The organism is Microbacterium tumbae, assembly GCF_054780175.1.
This window is the reverse complement of record NZ_BAAGWV010000001.1, coordinates 938,530-958,602: the sequence shown is the minus strand read 5'-3', so window position 1 is coordinate 958,602 and position 20,073 is coordinate 938,530. Positions and strand designations below refer to the sequence as shown.

Annotated in this window: 19 protein-coding genes; 10 read left to right on the top strand and 9 right to left on the bottom strand. The window is 66.4% G+C overall.

Annotation, left to right across the window (positions count from 1 at the left end; genetic code table 11):
- Positions 1-23: 23 nt before the first annotated feature.
- The 9 genes from ACYVGQ_RS04415 to rpmH form a co-directional block, all read right to left on the bottom strand.
- Positions 24-980: a ParB/RepB/Spo0J family partition protein gene (locus ACYVGQ_RS04415; RefSeq protein ID WP_460783316.1), complete on the bottom strand. Its 957-nt coding sequence runs from the start codon at positions 978-980 to the stop codon at positions 24-26.
- Complete coding sequence (locus ACYVGQ_RS04410; RefSeq protein ID WP_460783315.1) at positions 980-1,921, bottom strand: ParA family protein; 942 nt, start codon at positions 1,919-1,921, stop codon at positions 980-982. Before ACYVGQ_RS04410 ends, ACYVGQ_RS04415 begins: the two co-directional genes overlap by 1 nt.
- Positions 1,922-1,948: 27 nt before the next feature.
- Positions 1,949-2,191: a hypothetical protein gene (locus tag ACYVGQ_RS04405; RefSeq protein WP_460783313.1), complete on the bottom strand. Its 243-nt coding sequence runs from the start codon at positions 2,189-2,191 to the stop codon at positions 1,949-1,951.
- A gap of 530 nt (positions 2,192-2,721) precedes the next feature.
- The gene (gene rsmG / locus ACYVGQ_RS04400; protein ID WP_460783922.1) at positions 2,722-3,363 is read right to left on the bottom strand and encodes a 16S rRNA (guanine(527)-N(7))-methyltransferase RsmG; all 642 of its coding nucleotides are present in this window, start codon (positions 3,361-3,363) and stop codon (positions 2,722-2,724) included.
- 26 nt (positions 3,364-3,389) lie between these two features.
- On the bottom strand, positions 3,390-3,884 hold the full coding sequence (locus ACYVGQ_RS04395) for a Jag family protein (RefSeq protein ID WP_460783312.1): 495 nt from the start codon (positions 3,882-3,884) through the stop codon (positions 3,390-3,392).
- Positions 3,884-4,945 carry a membrane protein insertase YidC gene (gene yidC / locus ACYVGQ_RS04390; protein WP_460783921.1) on the bottom strand — a complete coding sequence of 354 codons (1,062 nt, stop codon included), beginning with the start codon at positions 4,943-4,945 and terminating at the stop codon, positions 3,884-3,886. The genes ACYVGQ_RS04395 and yidC overlap by 1 nt, the downstream gene beginning before the upstream one ends.
- 9 nt (positions 4,946-4,954) lie before the next feature.
- Positions 4,955-5,305, bottom strand: a complete 351-nt coding sequence (gene yidD, locus ACYVGQ_RS04385) for a membrane protein insertion efficiency factor YidD (protein WP_460783311.1) — start codon at positions 5,303-5,305, stop codon at positions 4,955-4,957.
- Complete coding sequence (gene rnpA, locus ACYVGQ_RS04380; RefSeq protein WP_460783920.1) at positions 5,302-5,604, bottom strand: ribonuclease P protein component; 303 nt, start codon at positions 5,602-5,604, stop codon at positions 5,302-5,304. The genes yidD and rnpA overlap by 4 nt, the downstream gene beginning before the upstream one ends.
- A 54-nt stretch (positions 5,605-5,658) precedes the next feature.
- Positions 5,659-5,796 carry a 50S ribosomal protein L34 gene (rpmH, locus tag ACYVGQ_RS04375; RefSeq protein ID WP_022879826.1) on the bottom strand — a complete coding sequence of 46 codons (138 nt, stop codon included), beginning with the start codon at positions 5,794-5,796 and terminating at the stop codon, positions 5,659-5,661.
- Positions 5,797-5,933: 137 nt separating this feature from the next.
- Between rpmH and dnaA the strand changes: the two genes are divergently transcribed.
- The 10 genes from dnaA to ACYVGQ_RS04325 all read left to right on the top strand — a co-directional run bounded on the left by dnaA (position 5,934) and on the right by ACYVGQ_RS04325 (position 19,870).
- Complete coding sequence (gene dnaA, locus ACYVGQ_RS04370; RefSeq protein WP_460783309.1) at positions 5,934-7,508, top strand: chromosomal replication initiator protein DnaA; 1,575 nt, start codon at positions 5,934-5,936, stop codon at positions 7,506-7,508.
- A 491-nt stretch (positions 7,509-7,999) separates the two neighbouring features.
- Positions 8,000-9,142, top strand: a complete 1,143-nt coding sequence (dnaN, locus tag ACYVGQ_RS04365; protein WP_460783308.1) for a DNA polymerase III subunit beta — start codon at positions 8,000-8,002, stop codon at positions 9,140-9,142.
- 110 nt (positions 9,143-9,252) lie between these two features.
- Positions 9,253-10,416 (top strand): DNA replication/repair protein RecF, encoded by a 1,164-nt coding sequence (gene recF, locus ACYVGQ_RS04360; RefSeq protein WP_460783307.1) that lies wholly within the window; start codon positions 9,253-9,255, stop codon positions 10,414-10,416.
- The gene (locus tag ACYVGQ_RS04355; RefSeq protein WP_460783306.1) at positions 10,413-10,916 is read left to right on the top strand and encodes a DciA family protein; all 504 of its coding nucleotides are present in this window, start codon (positions 10,413-10,415) and stop codon (positions 10,914-10,916) included. The genes recF and ACYVGQ_RS04355 overlap by 4 nt, the downstream gene beginning before the upstream one ends.
- A gap of 118 nt (positions 10,917-11,034) precedes the next feature.
- On the top strand, positions 11,035-13,098 hold the full coding sequence (gene gyrB / locus ACYVGQ_RS04350) for a DNA topoisomerase (ATP-hydrolyzing) subunit B (protein WP_460783305.1): 2,064 nt from the start codon (positions 11,035-11,037) through the stop codon (positions 13,096-13,098).
- A gap of 86 nt (positions 13,099-13,184) precedes the next feature.
- Positions 13,185-15,731, top strand: coding sequence for a DNA gyrase subunit A (gyrA, locus tag ACYVGQ_RS04345; RefSeq protein ID WP_460783303.1), 2,547 nt, complete (start codon positions 13,185-13,187; stop codon positions 15,729-15,731).
- A complete protein-coding gene (locus ACYVGQ_RS04340) occupies positions 15,728-16,132 on the top strand; it encodes a DUF3566 domain-containing protein (protein WP_460783302.1) in 405 nt (134 codons plus the stop codon). The genes gyrA and ACYVGQ_RS04340 overlap by 4 nt, the downstream gene beginning before the upstream one ends.
- Before the next feature lie 337 nt (positions 16,133-16,469).
- Entirely contained in the window at positions 16,470-18,614 is a 2,145-nt protein-coding gene (locus tag ACYVGQ_RS04335; RefSeq protein ID WP_460783301.1) for an exonuclease domain-containing protein, read from the top strand.
- A 119-nt stretch (positions 18,615-18,733) separates the two neighbouring features.
- Positions 18,734-19,258 carry a helix-turn-helix domain-containing protein gene (locus ACYVGQ_RS04330; RefSeq protein WP_460783300.1) on the top strand — a complete coding sequence of 175 codons (525 nt, stop codon included), beginning with the start codon at positions 18,734-18,736 and terminating at the stop codon, positions 19,256-19,258.
- 27 nt (positions 19,259-19,285) lie between these two features.
- Positions 19,286-19,870, top strand: a complete 585-nt coding sequence (locus ACYVGQ_RS04325; RefSeq protein ID WP_460783299.1) for a PIN domain-containing protein — start codon at positions 19,286-19,288, stop codon at positions 19,868-19,870.
- Positions 19,871-20,073 lie beyond the last annotated feature (203 nt).

Sequence of the window (20,073 nt, the reverse complement as noted above, 5' to 3'; positions counted from 1 at the left end):
GCACGGGAGAGCCCTTGCGCGATTTACGAGGCGTAGCCCTCCTCGCCGATCTCAGCCAGGATGCGGTTGAGATCCTGGATGGAGGCGAAATCGATGACGACCTGGCCTTTTCGGGCACTCAGATTGATCTTCACGCGCGTGTTGAGACGATCGCCGAGCTTCGCTCCCACCTCGTCCAGATAGGCCCGGCGCGCGCCGGGCTGCGGCCTGGAGGTCTTTCCCGCCGTCCCCGCCGAAGCGTTCTTCGCTGCTTCCTCCGCGGCGCGGACGGAGAGATCCTCATTGACGATCTTGTCGGCGAGCTTCTGCATCGCCTCGGGGTCCTCGAGGCTGAGCAGCGCGCGGGCGTGCCCGGCGGACAGCACACCGGCGGCGACGCGCTGCTGCACGGGGATCGGCAGTTTGAGCAGGCGGATCGTGTTGCTGATCCGCGGCCGCGAACGCCCGATGCGGGTTGCGAGCTCCTCCTGCGTGATGCCGAAGTCCTCCAGCAGCTGCTGATAGGCGGACGCCTCCTCCAGCGGGTTCAGCTCGGATCGGTGCAGGTTCTCCAGCAGAGCATCCCGGAGCAGGTCTTCGTCGGTCGTCTCGCGGACGACGGCGGGGATCGTCTCCAGGCCGGCCTCACGCGCCGCACGGGTGCGCCGCTCCCCCATGATCAGCTCGTAGGAGCCCTCGACGTTGAGGCGGACGACGACGGGCTGGAGGACGCCGAACTCGCGGACGCTGTGCACCAGCTCCGCGAGATCCTCCGGATCGAAGTGCGTGCGCGGCTGACGCGGATTCGGCACGATCGCGTTCGGATCCACCTGGATCAGGCGGACACCGGGGATCGCGGCGAGTTCGGGTGCGGCGTCCTGCTCCGTCGATGGCGACGTGATCTTCGCCCCGGGGAAGAAGACGTCGACGGGACGCTCTGTCTGATCCGTCGTGGGAATGAGGGCGCCGATCCCCCGACCGAGTCCGGTTCGCTTGGCCATCAGTTCTCCTTGCTCTGGGTGCTGCTCTGCGCGGCCGTCCGCTGCGCGATCTCGACGGCCGCCTCGCGGTAGGCGATCGCGCCGGCCGAGGCGCCGTCATAGCCGATCACGGTCTGTCCGAAGCTCGGCGCCTCCGACACCCGGACCGAACGCGGGATGACGGTCTGAAGCACCTGCTCCGGGAAGTGGTTGCGGACCTCGTCCGCGACCTGCTGCGCGAGGCGCGTCCGGCCGTCGTACATCGTCAGGAGGATCGTGGACAGATGCAGCTTCGGGTTGAGGTGCTTCTGGATCATCTGGATACTGCCGAGCAGCTGACTCAGGCCCTCGAGCGCGTAGTACTCGCACTGGATCGGGATGAAGACCTCGGATGCCGCGGTGAAGGCGTTGATCGTCAGAAGCCCGAGCGAGGGCGGACAGTCGATGATGACGAAGTCCAGCGGGTGATCGGCGAGATACGCCTCCAACGCCCGTCCGAGCCGATGCTCGCGGGCCACCTGTGCGACGAGCTCGATCTCAGCGCCGGCCAGATGGATCGTGCTCGGAGCGCAGAGCAGGTTCTCCGATTCCGGGCTCTGCTGGATGATGTCCGCGAGCGGGAAGTCATCGATGAGCACGTCGTAGACGCTGGGGACCTCCGCGCTGTGGGGCACTCCCAGAGCCGTCGATGCGTTTCCCTGCGGGTCGAGGTCGATGACGAGGACCTTCGCCCCCAGACCTGCCAGAGCGGATGCGATGTTCACCGCCGTGGTGGTCTTGCCCACACCGCCCTTCTGATTGGAGATCGTGAGGACACGTGTCTTCGCGGTGTCGAAACGGAGATGCACCGACTCCAGAGCGCGGCGCCGTGCGCTGAGATCAGCGAGCTCGCGTGCCAGGGGGGTGTCTGTCCCGAAGCCGTGGCTCGGTGATGCCTGTTCGGATTGTTTCACGTGAAACATCCACTCCTTTCGGGGCCGCGTTCCACTCTAATCGAGGTCGGGGACGTCCACCGCTCGCGCCTCGATCTCGTCTCTTCCGTTGTGATCCGGGCGGCGGGGATCCTCGCCCGCGGCGTGGCCTTCGTCACTGCGCATCCCTTCCCCGAGGACCTCCGGGAACTTCCCGCCCGCCTTCCCGTTCCCCACCACTCCTCCCGACCAGGACGGCGAGGTGGACCGATCACTGGCCACGACGAGCACGACGACGGGAACCCGGCGGTTCGCGGACACTCAGGAGCGAAGCCGACGGTGACGGACGCGACGAGACGGACGCGACGTCATGGAAGGGATGCCGGGAGCACCGCGCCGTGACTGCGGTGTCGCCGACTCCGAGGACGAAGCGTTTCACGTGAAACATCGGCCTCAAAGGCTGATGACGGGAGGCTCGGTCGGTCGTCTACAGATCGGCTCCGTTTCACGTGAAACGGAGCCGGAGGCACAGGGCGATGACGACGGTGCCCATGTCCGACGGCTCCGAAACCCTGCCACGTCCACCCGGCACGTGCCCAGTGACCACAATCGATGTTTCACGTGAAACGCCTCCTGTCGCGAGCCCCGGCCACGAGCGGATCTCCAGACGCGCGATGCAGTGTCAGAACGCCGTCCGCCTCAGTCGCACATCGACGCAAGCACTTCGAGTTCAGGTGAGGTGAAGCCGGCGACGGCCCGCGCCCGAAGCGGACGTTCTCCCACAGGACGCCCGTACACCCATGTCGCGCCGGTGACACCGACCCCGGGACCGCGGATCCGCATCGCCCCTGTCAGACCTGCGCCGACGACGCCCTCACCCGTGCCCGGACGACACGCGTCTCCTCCGGGATGATCCCCTCCCCGAGAACCTCCACGCGCACATCGCTCAGACGGAACTTCCTGACCTGCTTCTCCGCCGCCGCGATCTCCACGGGCGCGTTCCTGCCCTTCAGCAGGACGAGCTCTCCGCCGTCGCGCGCCAGCGGCGCGGTCATGGGCACGAGCGTACGCAGCGCGCTCACAGCGCGAGCGGTGACGACGTCGAAGGACGCAGGGCGGGCGACCTCCTCCGAACGCGCGCGGAGCACCTCGACATTCTCGAGCCCCAGTTCCGCGACCTGCTCGGTGAGCCACGCCACGCGACGCTCCATCGGCTCGATGAGCGTCAGCTGCACGTCCGGACGCGCGATGGCGATGACGAGACCGGGCAGGCCCGCGCCAGAGCCGACGTCCGCCGCCGAGCCATGGAACAGCGGCGCTGCGATAGCCGAGTTGAGAATATGCCGAGTCCAGAGTCGAGGAAGTTCCAGCGGACCGATGAGCCCGCGCTCCTCCCCCTGCTGCGCCAGAGCCGACGTGAACTCCCTGGCGAGGTGGAGGCGGCCGCCGAAGAGCGTCGCCGCAGCATCGGGCTCCGTCTCGATCACGCTCATCATCCGCGATGTTTCACGTGAAACATTCAGCGGCGGCGAATCACGGTATGCCGGTCGGCCCCGTCGCCGTACGACTCCGAGACGAGCCCGCGCTCCGAGACGATGTCATGGACGAGCTTGCGCTCGTAGCTGGACATCGAGGGGAGCGATGCCTGCGATGACCCCTCGTCCAGCTTCACGACGGCGGCATCCACCAACCGCTCCAGCTGACGACGTCGCGCATCGCGCGATCCGCCGATGTCGAGGATCAGGCGCGAGAAGGAGCCCGACTTGCTCTGCACCGCGAGGCGGGTGAGCTCCTGCAGAGCCTGCACCGTGTCGGGCGCCGAGAGCAGGGACAGGCCATCCCCTTCAGCTTCGACCGAGACGTAGGCACGCCCTTGGCGCACGTCGAGCGTCAGGTCGCCGTCGATGTCGGCGATGTCGAGCAGCTCCTCGATGAAGTCCGCCGCGATGTCGCCCTCGGTCTCGAGCTCCGCGTCAGAGGGCTCGGTGCGCTCGGTCACGTTCTCCATGCTCATCAGTTGCCGCCCTTCTTCTTCGCGCGCCTCTTGCCCACCGGCTGCTGACGCTTCGGCGCCTCCGCCTTGACGCGCTCCGCCTCCTCGAGAAGGCGCTGCTGCTCCGCCTCGTAGGTGGCGAGGGAGACGACCTTTCCGGACGAATCGATCGCCTTGCCCTTGCGCGCCAAACGCTCCTCACGCGCCTTGGCCGCCTCGGAGCCCGGGGTCGGCATCTCACGGATGACGAGGAACTGCTGCGCCATCGTCCACAGGTTGGAGATGAACCAGTACACGACGACGCCGAGCGGGAAGAAGACGCCGGAGAAGATGAAGCCCAGCGGCAGCACGTAGAGCATGATCCGCTGCATCTGGTACGCCTGGCCGGTCTTGGCCTCGGGCGAGAGGTTCTTCGAGATGATCTGCAGCTGCGTGAAGAACTGCGAGCCGATCATGAGGACGACCAGGATCACGAGCAGGACGATCGCCGTGACGTTCTGGGTCTCCACCGCGTTGCCCAGGGTGCCGTGCAGCGACACGGTGCCGAAGATCGTCGCATCGTAGAACTGCTTGGTCAGGTCCGCGCTGAGCAGGCCGACGCCGCCGATGCCGGCGGCGGCGTGCTTCGTGACATCGTTGAGCACGCTGAACAGGGCGAAGAAGATGGGCATCTGCACGAGCAGCGGGAGACAGCTCGACATCGGCGTCGTGCCGTGCTTCTTGTACAGCGCCATCGTCTCGCGACTCATCGCCTCGCGAGAGAGCTGGTCCTTCTTGCCTCGGTACCGCTCCTGAACTTTACGCAGTTCAGGAGCGATTTCCATCATCTTCCGCTGGCTCTTGATCTGTCGGACGAACAGCGGGAAGACCGCTCCGCGGACGACGATGACGAGGCCGACGATCGAGAGGATCCAGGTGATCCCTGACGCTTCGCCCAGGCCGACGGCGGTGAACAGCCAGTGCCAGGCGACGAGGATGAGCTCGACCGCCCACTTCAGCGGCCACAGGATGGTGCTGAGCAGGTCGAAGCCGCCGGCCGACGCATCGGGGGTCGGTGTCGCAGAGGCGAGCAGAAGGTCCAGGCCCACTGATCAGTCCTTTCGTACGGGGACGACGAAACCTCGGGCGGTCAAGTCGTATCGGAAATGGTCGTGGGGGCGGACGTCGTCGACGCCGCCTGCCGTCCAGGGATTGCATCTCAGGATGCGCCATGCGGAGAGCAGACTCCCCTTGACGGCGCCGTGCTGCTGGACCGCACCTACAGCGTAGGCGGAACAGGACGGATAGTACGCACAGACGTCCCCGTACAGCGGCGAGATCACCGCGCGGTACGCGGTCAGGAAGCCGAGGACCAGATTGCGGGGAATGAGCGGGAGGGCGCGGAGGGCGTCCTCCGCGTGCAGATGCGCGGTGCCGGAGGCGTAGGACGGCAGGGCGCTCACGACGCCACCGTTCGATGCAGGCGTCCGATGCAGCGGGTGACGTCCGCGTGCAGATCCGCGAAGGACGCCGTCGCGGATGCAGGAAGGGCACGGATGACGACATCCGTGCCCTGAGGAACCTCGGCGATCAGCTCGGCGCACACCGCCTTGAGCCGACGTCGCACGGTGTTGCGGATCACTGCGGTACCCACCTGCTTGCTGATGATGAACCCGAATCGGGCCGCTCGCTCCGTCTCAGCCGTCTTCAGCATGGAGACGACGAGCCGAGAGCCGCCGCACCGGGCACCGCGTCGGACCACCAGCCGGTAGTCGCTGCCGCGGGTGAGTCGATGCGGACGGGCGAGCACAGCGCGTTACGCGGAGAGCTCGGTGCGGCCCTTCGCGCGGCGAGCCGAGAGGATGGCACGGCCGGCGCGGGTGCGCATGCGGGCGCGGAAGCCGTGCTTCTTGGCGCGGCGACGGTTGTTGGGCTGGAAGGTGCGCTTGCTCATGAGTTCACTCCGGGGACGACTGTCACCGGATGCGTTCAACCGGAGACAAATGGATACTGCCCGAATGGGCATAAGTCAACCGATTTAGGGTACGTCAGACCCGCGCGCAGGGCAAATCGCCGGATCTCCGCACGGTGATGCCCGACCGATCCGCACAGCCATTATCCACAAGCGGGACGAACTCCGCCGATGCAACACGCCCGTTGATTTTCCGGGCGCAGGTTGCCCTTCCGTGCCGCGATGACTACCGTGGCACACGAAGTTATCCACAGGGGGGTCCGGCGATCGGCGACTCTCCGCCCTTCCCTGACCGGAGCGCCATGTCCTCTCCCGCCCACCCCGACGTCCCGGTCTGGAACGAGGTCCTGGAAGCCCTGGCCGACGACGATCGCGTCACCCCGCAGCTGCACGGGTTCCTCTCCCTCGCCGTCCCGGCCGGAGTGATGGGCGCGACGCTCTACCTCGACGTCCCTAACGACCTCACCGCGGCCCAGATCAACAAGCGCCTCCGCGTGCCCATGATGGAGGCGCTCGGCAGCGTGGGCGACGAGGTGACCTCCTTCCGGGTCGTCGTGAACCACGAGCTCGCCGACCAGCCCACCGCTCCGATCGCGGTTCCGGATTTCGGCCGCGTCGACTCGCCCCGACCCGACTCGCCGATCGAGCAGCCCACGGCCGTCCGGCACGAATCGCGCCTGAACCCGAAGTACACCTTCGACAACTTCGTCATCGGCCAGTCCAACCGATTCGCCCACGCCGCAGCGGTCGCAGTGGCCGAAGCCCCGGCCAAGGCCTACAACCCGCTGTTCATCTACGGCGACTCCGGTCTCGGCAAGACCCACCTCCTGCACGCCATCGGCGACTACGCGCAGTCCCTCTACTCCGGGGTGAAAGTGCGATACGTCTCGAGCGAGGAGTTCACCAACGACTTCATCAACTCGATCGCCAACAACCGCGGTTCCGCCTTCCAGGCGCGCTATCGCGACGTCGACATCCTCCTCATCGACGACATCCAGTTCCTGCAGGGACGTGCGGAGACCCAGGAGGCGTTCTTCCACACGTTCAACACCCTGCACGATCACAACAAGCAGGTCGTGATCACCAGCGACGTCGCGCCCAAGCATCTGACCGGATTCGAGGACAGGATGCGCAGTCGCTTCGAATGGGGTCTCATCACCGACGTGCAGGCTCCCGATCTCGAGACGCGCATCGCGATCCTCCGCAAGAAGGCGCAGAGCGAGTCGCTGCACATCCCCGACGAGGTGCTCGAGTACATCGCGACGGTCGTCTCTTCGAACATCCGCGAGCTCGAGGGCGCTCTCATCAGGGTCTCCGCCTTCGCGAGCCTGAACCGCTCCTCGCTGGACATCGCCCTGGCCCAGACCGTGCTCCGCGACATCGTCGACACGGCCGAGGACAACATCATCTCGCCGACCGACATCATCACCGCGACCGCCGGCTACTTCAAGCTCACCGTCGACGACCTGTACGGCTCGAGCCGGTCGCAGCAGATCGCGACGGCACGGCAGATCGCCATGTACCTGTGCCGCGAGCGGACGAACCTGTCCCTGCCGAAGATCGGCCAGCTGTTCGGAAACCGCGACCACACCACCGTCATGTACGCGTACAAGAAGATCAGCGAGCTCATGAAGGAGCGCCGTTCGATCTACAACCAGGTGACCGAGATCACCACCCAGCTCGGCCGCCGCTGAGCGCGCGCCCGGCATCATCCTCCGCGGCACCGCCGCCACGCGCTCGCCGCCGACCCGCCACCGAACGGATGTCCCCCGAACGGCTGACTTGACGCACCCGCACGGCATCGAATATGGCCGTTTGCACATGTGGATAACTTGTGGATGAATCCCGAAGTTAACGGGACGAATCGATTCCCCGGACGGCATCCTGTGGATAACTCGGGAGGCATGAACCATCCTCGAGAACGCCGAAACCCGCGGATTCCTCAGCGATTCCACATCTCACAGCCGTGTAGTTTCCTACTCTCGACTGCTATCCACCGACTTATCCACAGTATCCACAGCTGTTAACACCGTTAAGGAGTTAATTCTGAGAGAGGGCGATCCGATCACCTCGTGGTGTGGAAACCCGGGCTTACAGAGCGGCCGCACTCTGGGGCTACGATGGGAAGCCCTGACGTGGGCCCACACCCGGATCAGGTTTCTGTCATCACGACGAGGGAGCGCCCGTGAGGTTCCAGGTCAACCGCGATGTCTTCAGCGAGGCTGTGTCCTTCGTCGTCAAGCTCCTGCCGCAGCGCAATCCGCAGCCGATCCTGGCCGGCGTGCTCATCGAGGCCGGCGACGGCGGGCTGACGCTCTCCGCCTTCGACTACGAGGCTTCGGCGCGCACCACGATCGATGCCACGGTGGACACACCGGGAACGATCCTCGTCCACGGCCGGCTGCTCTCCGACATCGCCAGCCGTCTGCCCAACGCTCCCATCGAAATCGCCGTCGGCGAGGACGGCGGGATCGCCGTGACCTGCGGCTCCGCACGCTTCACCCTGGCGGCGATGCCGGTCGAGGAATACCCCTCGATCCCGGAGGTGACGGGATCCTCGGGCGTCGTCCCCGCTGAGGACTTCGGGACGGCGATCGCGCAGGTCGGGTTCGCGGCGTCCCGTGACGATGTCACGCCCGTCCTCACAGGTGTGCAGCTGGAGGTCTCCGGCCACAGCCTCAGCCTCGTAGCCACCGACCGCTACCGCGTGTCGCTCCGAGACGTCCCCTGGGACGGCGAGGCCGGCGAGGGGACCGCTCTGGTTCCGGCCCGCACGCTGCAGGAGGTCGGGAAGACCTTCGCGCACGCCGGGAACATCGAGGTGGCGTTCTCCGGGGAGGGAGATCGCGAGATCATCGCCTTCACCGCGGGGAACAAGACAGTCACCTCCCTTCTCATCAAGGGCAACTTCCCTCCGGTCCGCCGGCTGTTCCCCGAGCAGACCGATCACTACGCGGTGGTCAACACCGCCGACCTCATCGAGGCGGTCCGCCGCGTGTCCCTCGTGCTGGACCGTGCGGCGCCGCTGCGCTTCACCTTCTCCGCGGACAACGTGACGATGGACGCCTCCGGCAGCGAGCAGGCACGGGCATCCGAATCCGTCGACGCCCATCTCGCCGGCGGGGACGAGGTCACGCTCGGACTCAACCCGCAGTACCTGATCGAGGCGCTGGGCGCGGTCAAGAGCGAGTTCGTCCGGGTGACGTTCACCTCGAGCGACAACGCGAACAAGCTCAGCCCGATCCTCGTCACCAGTCAGACCTCGGTCGACCAGGCCGGCAGCGACTCCTTCAAGTACCTGCTCCAGCCCAACCTCCTGCTGCGCTGATCGGATACCGCGTTCGGACCACTGCCGCAACCTCCGCCGCATGAGAAGAGGCGATCCGTCGGCTTCGGCGGGGACGTCGGCTGTCGCACCCCGCGGCTAGGCTGAGCATCGTGATCGTGGAGCACCTGAACCTGGTCGACTTCCGCAACTACGCGACAGCCGATCTCACCCTGCACCCCGGTCCCAACGTCCTCGTCGGCCGCAACGGCCAGGGAAAGACGAACCTCGCCGAGGCGATCGTCTTCCTGGCGACGCTCGGATCGCACCGGGTCTCCTCCGACGCCCCGATGGTGCGCGACGGCTGCGAGTTCGCGGTCGTCTGCGCCAGGCTCGGCGTCGGCGAGCGCCGGGTCCTCGTCGAAGTGCAGCTGAACCGCACGGGATCGAACAAGGCGCGGATCAACGGATCCCCGGTGAAGACCGGCGAGCTCCCCCGCTACGCCCATGTCGTCCTCTTCGCCCCGGAGGATCTCCAGATCGTCCGGGGCGATCCCTCGTCCCGGCGTCGTTTCGCCGATCAGCTGCTCATCCAGCGCGCGCCGCGCATGGCAGCGGTGCTCGGCGACTACGACCGGGTGCTCAAGCAGCGCACCGCGCTGCTGAAGTCCGCCAGGGCGCGCGGCATCCGCGGCGAGGCCCTGACGACCCTCGACGTCTGGGACGACAAGCTGATCGCGCTGGGCAGCGAGATCATCGTCGCCCGTCAGAGACTGGCGGCCGATCTGCATCCTCCGCTCGCGGAGGCGTACGCGGCGATCGCCGGCGCCGACCACCGTCCGGAGCTGGAATGGGCGCTCTCCGTCCGCGGCGGAGACCCGGAGGAGGGTGAGGCGGCGGCGTCCGATGCCCGGGGCGAGACCGCGGAGCTCTTCAGGGCGACGCTGCTCGCGAAGCGCACGCAGGAGCTCGATCGCGGCCTCACGCTCGTCGGCCCGCATCGCGACGATCTGCTCATGCGGGTGCGAGGCCTGCCGGTGAAGGGCTACGCCTCGCACGGCGAATCGTGGTCGGTGGCCCTCGCGCTGCGGCTTGCGTCGGCGGAGCTGCTGCGCGCCGAGTCCCCGGCCGGCGACCCCGTCCTGATCCTCGACGACGTCTTCGCGGAGCTCGACGCGGAGCGACGCCGACGGCTCGCCTCGCTGACCAGCGGCTACGAGCAGGTCCTCGTCACGGCGGCGGTCGAGGAGGACATCCCCGATGTCCTGCACCGGCACGTCGTGCGGATCGACGCGGGTACCATCAGCGATGAGCGGGAAGAGGGGAGCGATCGGTGACCGAGCACATCACCCATGCGGCGTCCGACGTGCCCGAGACGATCGCGACCTATCTCCGCCTGCGCGGACTGAAGCCCAGCAACAAGAACTGGAGGCGCAAGCGCCGCGTCGCCGACGACGACGAGAACGCGCCGTTCTCCCCCGGCCGCGATCCCGGCTCCCTCGGCGCGGTGCTCGACGTCCTCACGAAGGAGGCCGGGTGGGAGTCCACCATGGCCCGCGAGGACCTGGTCAGGCAGTGGGCGGAGCTCGCCGGCGCCGACACGGCGAAGCACTCGGATCCCGTGTCCCTGGAGAGCGGGATGCTGACGGTGAAGTGCGATTCGACCGCGTGGGCGAAGAACCTCCAGTACATGCGCGGGACCATCCTGACCGAGATCGGCCGTCGGTATCCGGCCGCGGGCGTGGACAACCTCCGTTTCATCGGCCCGGACGTCCCCTCCTGGAAATGGGGGCCGAGAGCCGTCCCAGGGCGGGGCCCGCGCGATACCTACGGGTAGGGCATCATCTGAGGCATCCGGATCGATTTGAGGGCCATACACGGCCTTTCAGCGGTAGGAAAGCCCTCCGGGCAGGCTAGACTGGCATCCACAAGATCGATGTGGAGAATGCCCTCTGATGACGCCTGAATCCCCCGCTGACGAGACGGAATCGACCACCGGGGGCACCCCCGACCCTCAGGTGCGCTCGGGGGCAGTAGGAGCGGACGTCGAGTACGGCGCCGACTCCATCCAGATCCTCGAAGGGCTTGAGGCCGTCCGCAAGAGACCCGGCATGTACATCGGCTCGACCGGGCCGCGCGGCCTGCACCACCTCGTGCAGGAGATCGTGGACAACTCGGTCGACGAGGCGATGGCGGGCTACGCCGACACGATCCTCGTGACGCTGCTGGAGGACGGCGGCGTCCGCGTCGTGGACAACGGCCGGGGCATCCCGGTCGACCCGCACTCCTCGGATCCGGCCAAGTCGACCGTCGAGGTCGTCCTCACCATCCTGCACGCCGGCGGGAAGTTCGGCGGCGGCGCCTATGCGGTCTCCGGCGGGCTGCACGGCGTCGGCTCCTCGGTCGTGAACGCGCTCTCCACCCGCTTCGAGGTGGAGGTCAGGCAGAAGGGCTTCGTCTGGCGGCACAGCTTCGCCGACGGCGGCGTGCCGCAGCAGCAGCTCGAGAAGGGCGAGGCGACCAGCGAGACCGGCACGACGATCACGTTCTGGCCGGACGCCGAGATCTTCCAGGAGACCGTCGAGTTCGACTACGACACCCTGCGCACGCGCTTCCAGCAGATGGCGTTCCTGAACAAGGGGCTGCGCATCAAGCTCGTCGACGAGCGGCCGTCCTCGGAGTACGAGGTCGAGGAGGAGGGGACGACCGTCGCGAAGCAGCGCAGCGACGACTTCCACTACGAGCGCGGCCTCGTCGACTACGTCGAGTACCTGAACAAGGTGCGCCATGCCGAGGTCGTCAACGAGGAGGTCATCGACTTCGCCGCGGAGGACACCGTGCGCAAGATCTCCGTCGAGATCGCCATGCAGTGGACGACCTCCTATACCGAGAACGTCTTCACGTACGCCAACGTCATCAACACGCACGAGGGCGGCACGCACGAGGAGGGGTTCCGCGCTGCGCTGACGACCCTCGTGAACAAGTACGCCCGCGCGAACAACCTCCTCAAGGAGAAGGACGACAACCTCTCCGGCGACGACGTCCGCGAGGGACTGACCGCGGTGATCTCCGTGAAGCTCTCCGAGCCGCAGTTCGAGGGCCAGACGAAGACGAAGCTCGGCAACACCGAGGCGAAGGCCTTCGTCCAGAAGGTCGTCGGCGATCAGCTCGGCGACTGGTTCGACCGCAACCCCGCGCAGGCGAAGAACGTCATCCGCAAGGCGATCGACGCGGCGACGGCGCGTCTCGCCGCCCGCAAGGCACGCGAGACCGCGCGACGCAAGAGCGTGTTCGAGTCGGCCGCGATGCCGGACAAGCTCAAGGACTGCACGAGCAAGGATCCGTCGATCAGCGAGATCTTCCTCGTCGAGGGCGACTCGGCCGGCGGTTCGGCGGTCCAGGGGCGCGATCCGCACACCCAGGCGATCCTGGCGCTGCGCGGAAAGATCCTGAACGTGGAGCGGGCGCGCCTGGACAAGGCCTTGGCGAACCGCGAGGTCCAGGCGATGATCCAGGCCTTCGGGACGGGCATCGGCGAGGACTTCGACATCGACAAGGCCCGGTACCACAAGATCGTCCTGATGGCGGATGCCGACGTCGACGGCCAGCACATCACGACCCTGCTGCTGACCCTGCTGTTCCGCTACATGCGCGGGCTCATCGAGGCCGGCTTCGTCTACCTGGCGATGCCGCCGCTGTATCGCCTGAAGTGGTCGAACTCCCCGCACGAGTACGTCTACTCCGACGAGGAGCGCGATGCGCTGCTCAAGCACGGCGTCGACAACGGCAAGCGCATCCCCAAGGAGGGCATCCAGCGCTACAAGGGCCTCGGCGAGATGAACGCCAAGGAGCTGTGGGAGACGACGATGGACCACACCACCCGCACGCTCCGCCAGGTGACCATCGACGACGCCGCGGCGGCCGACGAGATCTTCAGCGTGCTGATGGGCGAGGACGTCGAGTCGCGACGGACGTTCATCCAGCGCAACGCGAAGGACGTCCGCTTCCTGGACATCTGAGCGCGTCACTGATCACGGAGACCCGCACAGAGCGAGCGCAGCGAGACGAAGAGTCGCTCAACGACCGGAACTGAAAGACAGACGACATGACTGACGAAGAACGCCCCGACATCACCGAGGCCCATGAGCACGGCCGGATCGATCAGGTCGACCTCCAGTCGGAGATGCAGCGCAGCTACCTCGACTACGCGATGGCCGTCATCGTCGGCCGTGCGCTCCCGGATGTGCGCGACGGTCTGAAGCCGGTGCACCGCCGCGTGATCTACGGCATGTACGACGGCGGCTTCCGACCGGACAAGTCGTACTCGAAATGCGCTCGCGTGGTCGGCGAGGTCATGGGGCAGTACCACCCGCACGGCGACTCGGCGATCTACGATACCCTCGTCCGTCTCGTCCAGCCGTGGGCGCTGCGCTATCCCCTCGCTCTCGGACAGGGCAACTTCGGTTCGCCGGGCAACATGGGCGCAGCCGCTCCGCGCTACACCGAGACGAAGATGGCTCCGCTCGCGCTCGAGATGGTGCGCGACATCGAAGAGGAGACCGTCGACTTCCAGCCGAACTACGACGGTCAGACCCAGGAGCCGACGGTCCTCCCGTCGCGCTTCCCCAACCTGCTCGTCAACGGATCGGTCGGCATCGCGGTCGGCATGGCGACGAACATCCCGCCGCACAACCTCCGCGAGGTCGCCGTCGCCGCGCTCTGGGCGATGGACAACCCCGACCTGTCCCGCGAGGAGCTCGTCGAGGGACTCATCCGGCATATCCCCGGTCCCGACTTCCCCACCGGAGCTCAGATCCTCGGGACCAAGGGGATCCACGAGGCGTACCGCACCGGCCGAGGCTCGATCACGATGCGTGCGGTCGTCGGCGTCGAGGAGATCCAGGGCCGCACCTGCCTCGTGATCACCGAGCTGCCCTACCAGGTGAACCCGGACAACCTCGCGGTGAAGATCGGAGACCTGGTCCGCGAGGGCAAGATCACCGGCATCGCGGACATCCGCGACGAGACGAGCGATCGCACCGGCCAGCGGCTCGTCGTCGTGCTCAAGCGCGACGCCGTCGCGAAGGTCGTGCTGAACAACCTGTACAAGCACACCCAGCTGCAGGACAACTTCGGCGCGAACATGCTCGCGATCGTCGACGGCGTGCCGCGCACCCTCGCGATCGACGGCTTCATCACGAACTGGATCGATCATCAGATCGACGTGATCGTCCGCCGTACGGCCTTCCGGCTGCGCAAGGCGGAGGCGCGAATGCACATCCTGCGCGGATACCTCAAGGCGCTGGATGCGCTCGACGAGGTCATCGCGCTCATCCGCCGTTCTCCTTCCGCGCAGGAGGCGAACGAGGGCCTGCAGGGGCTGCTCGGCGTCGACTTCGACCAGGCCCAGGCCATCCTCGATCTCCAGCTGCGCCGTCTCGCCGCCCTCGAGCGCCAGAAGATCCTGGAGGAGGCCGAGAACCTCGAGATCCTCATCGCCGACTACAACGAGATCCTCGCCAGTCCCGAGCGTCAGCGCGGGATCATCCGCGACGAGCTCGGCGAGATCGTCGAGCGCTTCGGCGACGAGCGCCGCACGCAGATCCTCTACGGCTTCGACGGCGACGTGTCGATGGAGGATCTCATCGCGGAGGAGGAGATGGTCGTCACCGTCACCCGCGACGGCTACATCAAGCGCACACGCAGCGACAACTACCGTTCGCAGCACCGCGGCGGCAAGGGGGTCAAGGGCGCACAGCTGCGCGCCGACGACATCGTCGAGCACTTCTTCGTGACGACGACGCATCATTGGCTGCTGTTCTTCACGGACAAGGGTCGCGTCTACCGCACCAAGACATACGAGATTCCAGAGGCCGGCCGCGACGCCAAGGGCACGCATGTCGCCAACCTCCTCGCGCTCCAGCCCGACGAGGGCATCGCGCAGGTGCTCGACATCCGCGACTACCGGGTGGCGGACTACCTCGTCCTCGCGACCCGCGAGGGCCTGGTGAAGAAGACGCGTCTGAGCGAGTACGACACCAACCGCCAGGGCGGCGTGATCGCGATCCGTCTGAACGACGGCGACGAGCTCGTGAGCGCCCTGCTCGCCGGGGCCGAGGACGACATCCTCCTCATCAGCCGCAAGGGCATGTCGGTGCGCTTCCAGGCGAACGACGATGCGCTGCGCCCGATGGGCCGCGCCACCGCCGGCGTGCGCGGGATGAAGTTCCGGGAGGGCGACAACCTCCTCTCGGCATCCGTCGCGGCCGCCGGCCGGTTCGTGTTCGTCGTGACCGACGGAGGCTACGCGAAGCGCACAGCGGTCGAGGAGTATCGCGTCCAGGGACGCGGCGGATTCGGCATCAAGGTCGCCAAGCTCAACGACGATCGGGGCACGCTCGCGGGCGGTCTGATCGTCGGCGAGGACGACGAGGTCTTGGTGGTTCTGTCCAGCGGCAAGGTGGTACGCTCTGCCGTGGCCGAGGTCCCGGCGAAGGGCCGCGACACCATGGGAGTGGTGTTCGCGAGGACGTCTGAGGACGATCGAATCCTGGCCATCGCCCGCAACGGAGAGCGGGGCCTCTCCGAGGAAGCGGATGAGGAAGACACCGACGCCTCCGAGACCACCCAGACCCCCGAGGAAGACGCATGAGCACCGTAGCCGACAAGCTGGCGAAGAAGTCCACGCGCAAGACCGGCGGCAAGCAGGTCCGCCTGCGCCTCGTCTACGTCGACTTCTGGTCGGCGGTGAAGCTGTCGTTCCTGGGCTCCATCGCCCTCGCCATCGTGACGATGGTGTCGTTCTTCCTCGTCTACATGGTGCTGCAGGCGACCGGCGTGCTGGCCCAGGCCGACGAGGTCGTCTCGGGCTTCACCGACGGCAGCTTCTCGCTGGCCGACACCGTCGGCCTCCCGCAGGTCATGGCCTTCGCCGCCGTGGTGTCGATCCTCAACCTCATCGTCTTCACCGTGCTCGGCGCGGTGGTGGCAGGCATCTACAACCTCGCGGTCAAGGTCACCGGCGGCATCCTCGTCGGCTTCACCTCGAACTGACGGCTCGCGCGAGCCCTGACCGGCGTCTGCTTGGCGTCTGCTCGTGCGTCCGGGGGTGTCGAACTCCTGCAGAACAGCGGCCCGGAAGGCGCAACGCGCCGCCGCCCGCTGCGCTCGGTCGCTATTCCACGACACGGCACTCCGCGGAGCATCGACCACTGAATCGGCAGCTATCCGGCGGGCGCCGAGGATCGCGGACGCCGCACGAGTGGTTATGTGGGCCCGGGAAGAACGCCGAGTGTCGCTGGCATCGGGCAGGATGCGAGCTGGGCCCGGTCGACTTCGGGTCCCTGTCTTTGGACGGAACTCGATCGGGATCGGATCAGGACATATGGGGTTGTTTGACTGGCTGTTGGGCAAGCAGGATGCACCTGCGACTCGGACAGCCGCGCCCGCGCGCCCGGCGACCCCGCCCCACCGCCGCATGCCACAATTTGCCATTGTCGATGTGGAGACGACCGGGCTCTCGCCGCGCCGCGACCGCGTCGTCGAACTCGCGGTGGTACGTATCGACAGCGACGGCAACGTACTCGACGAGTGGTCGACGCGGTTCAATCCTGAGGGTCCGGTCGGTGCGACGCATATCCATGGAATCACCGAGGCCGATGTCGCAGACGCCCCCTTTTTTCGGGATATTGCGCCGCAACTCATTTCGTTCATCGCTGGTGTTCCGATCGCGGCGCACAATGCGAAGTTTGACCTCGCCTTCTTGCGAGCAGAGTTCCAGCGCGCTGGGTGGGATGCACCATGGCTTCCAGCGTTCTGCACGCTGGACCGCAGTCGCGAGTATCTTCCTGATCTGGATCGGCGTCGGCTAGTGGATTGCTGTTGGGCGGCGGGCGTCCCCCTCGAGAATGCCCACTCCGCGCTGGGGGACGCTCGTGCGACGGCCGGACTTCTTCGCTACTACCTCACCCGGGCGCAGCGCCATCAGAATCATGCCCTGGACGCCCTTCGCAGCGACGCTCGCAATGCCCGCTGGCCTCAGGCACCTTCGCGCGCACCCCGCACCGCATTCTCGGACCCCTCGGATGAATCACGGGATCGTCCGAAGCGGATCACGCCGGCCAGACCGAAGCAGCCGCTACTTCTTCGGCAGCTGACCGACGTCAGCCTATTCGAGGCCCTAGAAGAGGGAGCACCGGAAGGCACTCTTGCGTATCTCGAAACGCTCCTCGACGCGCTCGAGGATGGCCACATCAGTGACGAAGAAGCGGGCGATTTGGGCGAACTGATCGGTGTCTATGATCTCGACGACGTCGACCTCCACGCCGCACATCGGGCGTTCATCCTTGCGCTCGCGCACAAGGCCGTCGACGACGGTCATATCTCCCCGGCCGAACGCGAAGAGCTGCACACCCTCTGTGACGCGCTCGACGTGCCCCGCGAAACCGTAAATGGGCTGATCGCCCATGCAGTCGCGGCGCGCACTGCGCGAATGAGTGCGGGTCTGAGATCGCTCCCCGACGACTGGAATCTCGGGGTTCCCCTACATGTCGGCGACAAGGTCGCCTTTACGGGGTGCGACGACCGACAGCGAGAGCGGCTGGAAAGACGCGCTTCCGAACTCGGCGTTCGGGTCATGAACAACGTCTCCCGGTTCACGTCGATGCTGGTCACCGATGGGACGATGGCTGGCACCAAGCTCGCCAAGGCGCGAGAAGTCGGAACTCGAATCGTTCATCCCGACACCTTCGCAATCCTGCTCGAACATCTTCAACCAGCAACTCTCGCCGAGGACCGCCCACGCGTTGCCACGGGACCCCGGCCCGCCGTCGCGTCGGTGAAGCCAGAGCCCAATGGAGAAAGCCCGGCTGGCGGGACCTCGCCGAGCGTCGTGCGAACCTGGGCACTCGCCAATGGGTTCACCGTAGGTGTGCGTGGTCGGATATCCAGCGAGATCTGGGACGCGTTCGCCGCCGCTCATGCCGTTGCCACCGTTCCTACGAGCGATGTGGAGACTGACGCACGGATCGACGCGTTCGAGTTCCAGGGTGAACCCATGGCGCCTCTGGGCGGTTGGGCATACGCGCCCATCGTGCCAACGCAGGCGATGGGCCTAACCGGTGGCGCCGACATGCACGTCGCTCGGACCAGCGAATATCAAGCGCAGGTGCGGGACGCACTCCGTGCGTGGCGGGAGGACGAGGACGGGGAGCTGATGGCCCTGCTGGTCGCCGAACCTCTCAACCCCCTCATCTCCCACGCGGTACGCGTTGATCTCCTCGTGGGTCGCGAACGCACCGTTGCGGGATACCTCCCGGAAGCACACTCGGAGACGTTCCATGAGCTGGTCAAGTCCGCGATGGACATCGGTGCACTTCCACTGATGAAGGCCCGCGCATCGGCAGGAACGGGCGACCAAGCCGACCCTGAGTTGAGGCTCGTGCATCTCGATGATGACCCCGCGAGATCCTCCGTGACCGACGAGATCATCGCTCGTACGAACGCGAGACGCGCGAGTCAACTCGACAATGCGTGAGCTCAGGCGGATGCCGTGTGGCTTCCCGTGAGACGGCCGTGAGGTGAAGAAATCTCGCCGTGGTATCCTAAACGAAACAAACGAAAATGGTTTGCGTTTGACCTATTGAGGTGATTTCCATGTCCCCCGCCGCGACTGCCGAAGCGACTTACTTGCCGAGTCCCGGTGACGAGCTTGCGCCCATCCTCGATTTCCTCGCCGCCCATGAGGCGGCCGGCCGGGTTCCTCGGGAGCCCCGCTATTTTCTCGCTGGAACAACGCCCGGCGATCAGGTCGAGCTGCCTGAGGAGGTCTACCTGGCGTTGCGGAAGGTGGTGGACGCCATGCGGAGCGGGTTGGCGGTCTCTGTCGTGCCGCAGACGACGCGTCTGACCACACAGCAGGCGGCTGACTTGTTGAACGTGAGTCGGCCCACCGTAGTCAAGCTCCTGGACGACGGACAGGTGCCATTCGAGCGAGCGGGCACGCACCGCCGGGTGCTGCTCGCAGATCTGCTCGACTATCGGGAGCGCAAGCGTGCGAGTCAGTACGACATGCTGGCCGCTACACGCGACGCGGTCGGCGAGGACAACGTGGCACAGACGCTTGAAGACCTTAAAGTCGCGAGGAAGGCCGTCGCTGCTAGGCGAGCCGCCCGGAGCTGAGCCTCCTCGTCATGCCATCATGAACTCGTGTTCACGGCGACGCTCGACACCAACGTGCTGTGGCCGAGTCTGCAGCGGGACTTCCTGTTGTCACTGGCAATCGAGGGTGCCTATCGCCCGACATGGAGCTCAGTGATCCTTGAAGAGCTCGAGTTCCATGAAGCGGCCAAGCTCGTCAAACGCGGGTCATCGGAAGTAGATGCTGCCACGCGTGCCGCAGGCCTCGTCGCCGCTATGCGTCGGGAGTTCGCTGACGCGGAGGTCTTCGGTTGGGAGCCGTTAGAGGGCACGTTCGGATTGCCGGATCCCGAAGATGAGCACGTCGTCGCCGCGGCGGTCATCGCGAGCGCGGGAGCGATCGTGACAGAGAACGTCAAGGACTTCCCGCTCGGCAACGTTCCACCCGGCATCCAAATCCTCAGAGCGCGGGACTTCGCGAAGAACACGGTGGCGCTCAATCCTGCCCAGGCTATGGTCGCTGTACGCGAGATCTCGAGACGGACGGGTCGCCACGGGCCAGAACTCGGGGTAGACGAGATCCTCAACATCCTGCGAGATCGATACGGCCTCGTCGAAGCGGTCGACATGATGATCGAGGTCCCGGGCGGGTAGTGCTGCGGAGCGCCGTAGCCGTGCCACAATTTGCCCACAAACGATTCAGATCGGGCGTTGATTCACGCCGCGAACGGATCGCCGAGAGCCGCATGGTTCCTCGGTTTTCTGACCGAACAGGATCCGGCCGGACGTTGCCAGACGAGTTCGACACCGTTCCGTGAGGCGCCGGGGTAGGGAAAACCCGAAGCCGGTCGTCCGGA

Coding starts and splice junctions, on each gene's coding strand:
- ACYVGQ_RS04330 (WP_460783300.1), top strand. CDS start 18,734: ATGTCCCCCGCCGCGACTGCCGAAGCGACTTACTTGCCGAGTCCCGGT.
- rsmG (WP_460783922.1), bottom strand. CDS start 3,363: ATGAGCGTGATCGAGACGGAGCCCGATGCTGCGGCGACGCTCTTCGGC.
- dnaA (WP_460783309.1), top strand. CDS start 5,934: ATGCCCGACCGATCCGCACAGCCATTATCCACAAGCGGGACGAACTCC.
- rpmH (WP_022879826.1), bottom strand. CDS start 5,796: ATGAGCAAGCGCACCTTCCAGCCCAACAACCGTCGCCGCGCCAAGAAG.
- ACYVGQ_RS04395 (WP_460783312.1), bottom strand. CDS start 3,884: ATGAGCATGGAGAACGTGACCGAGCGCACCGAGCCCTCTGACGCGGAG.
- gyrB (WP_460783305.1), top strand. CDS start 11,035: ATGACGCCTGAATCCCCCGCTGACGAGACGGAATCGACCACCGGGGGC.
- ACYVGQ_RS04340 (WP_460783302.1), top strand. CDS start 15,728: ATGAGCACCGTAGCCGACAAGCTGGCGAAGAAGTCCACGCGCAAGACC.
- ACYVGQ_RS04410 (WP_460783315.1), bottom strand. CDS start 1,921: ATGTTTCACGTGAAACAATCCGAACAGGCATCACCGAGCCACGGCTTC.
- gyrA (WP_460783303.1), top strand. CDS start 13,185: ATGACTGACGAAGAACGCCCCGACATCACCGAGGCCCATGAGCACGGC.
- ACYVGQ_RS04415 (WP_460783316.1), bottom strand. CDS start 980: ATGGCCAAGCGAACCGGACTCGGTCGGGGGATCGGCGCCCTCATTCCC.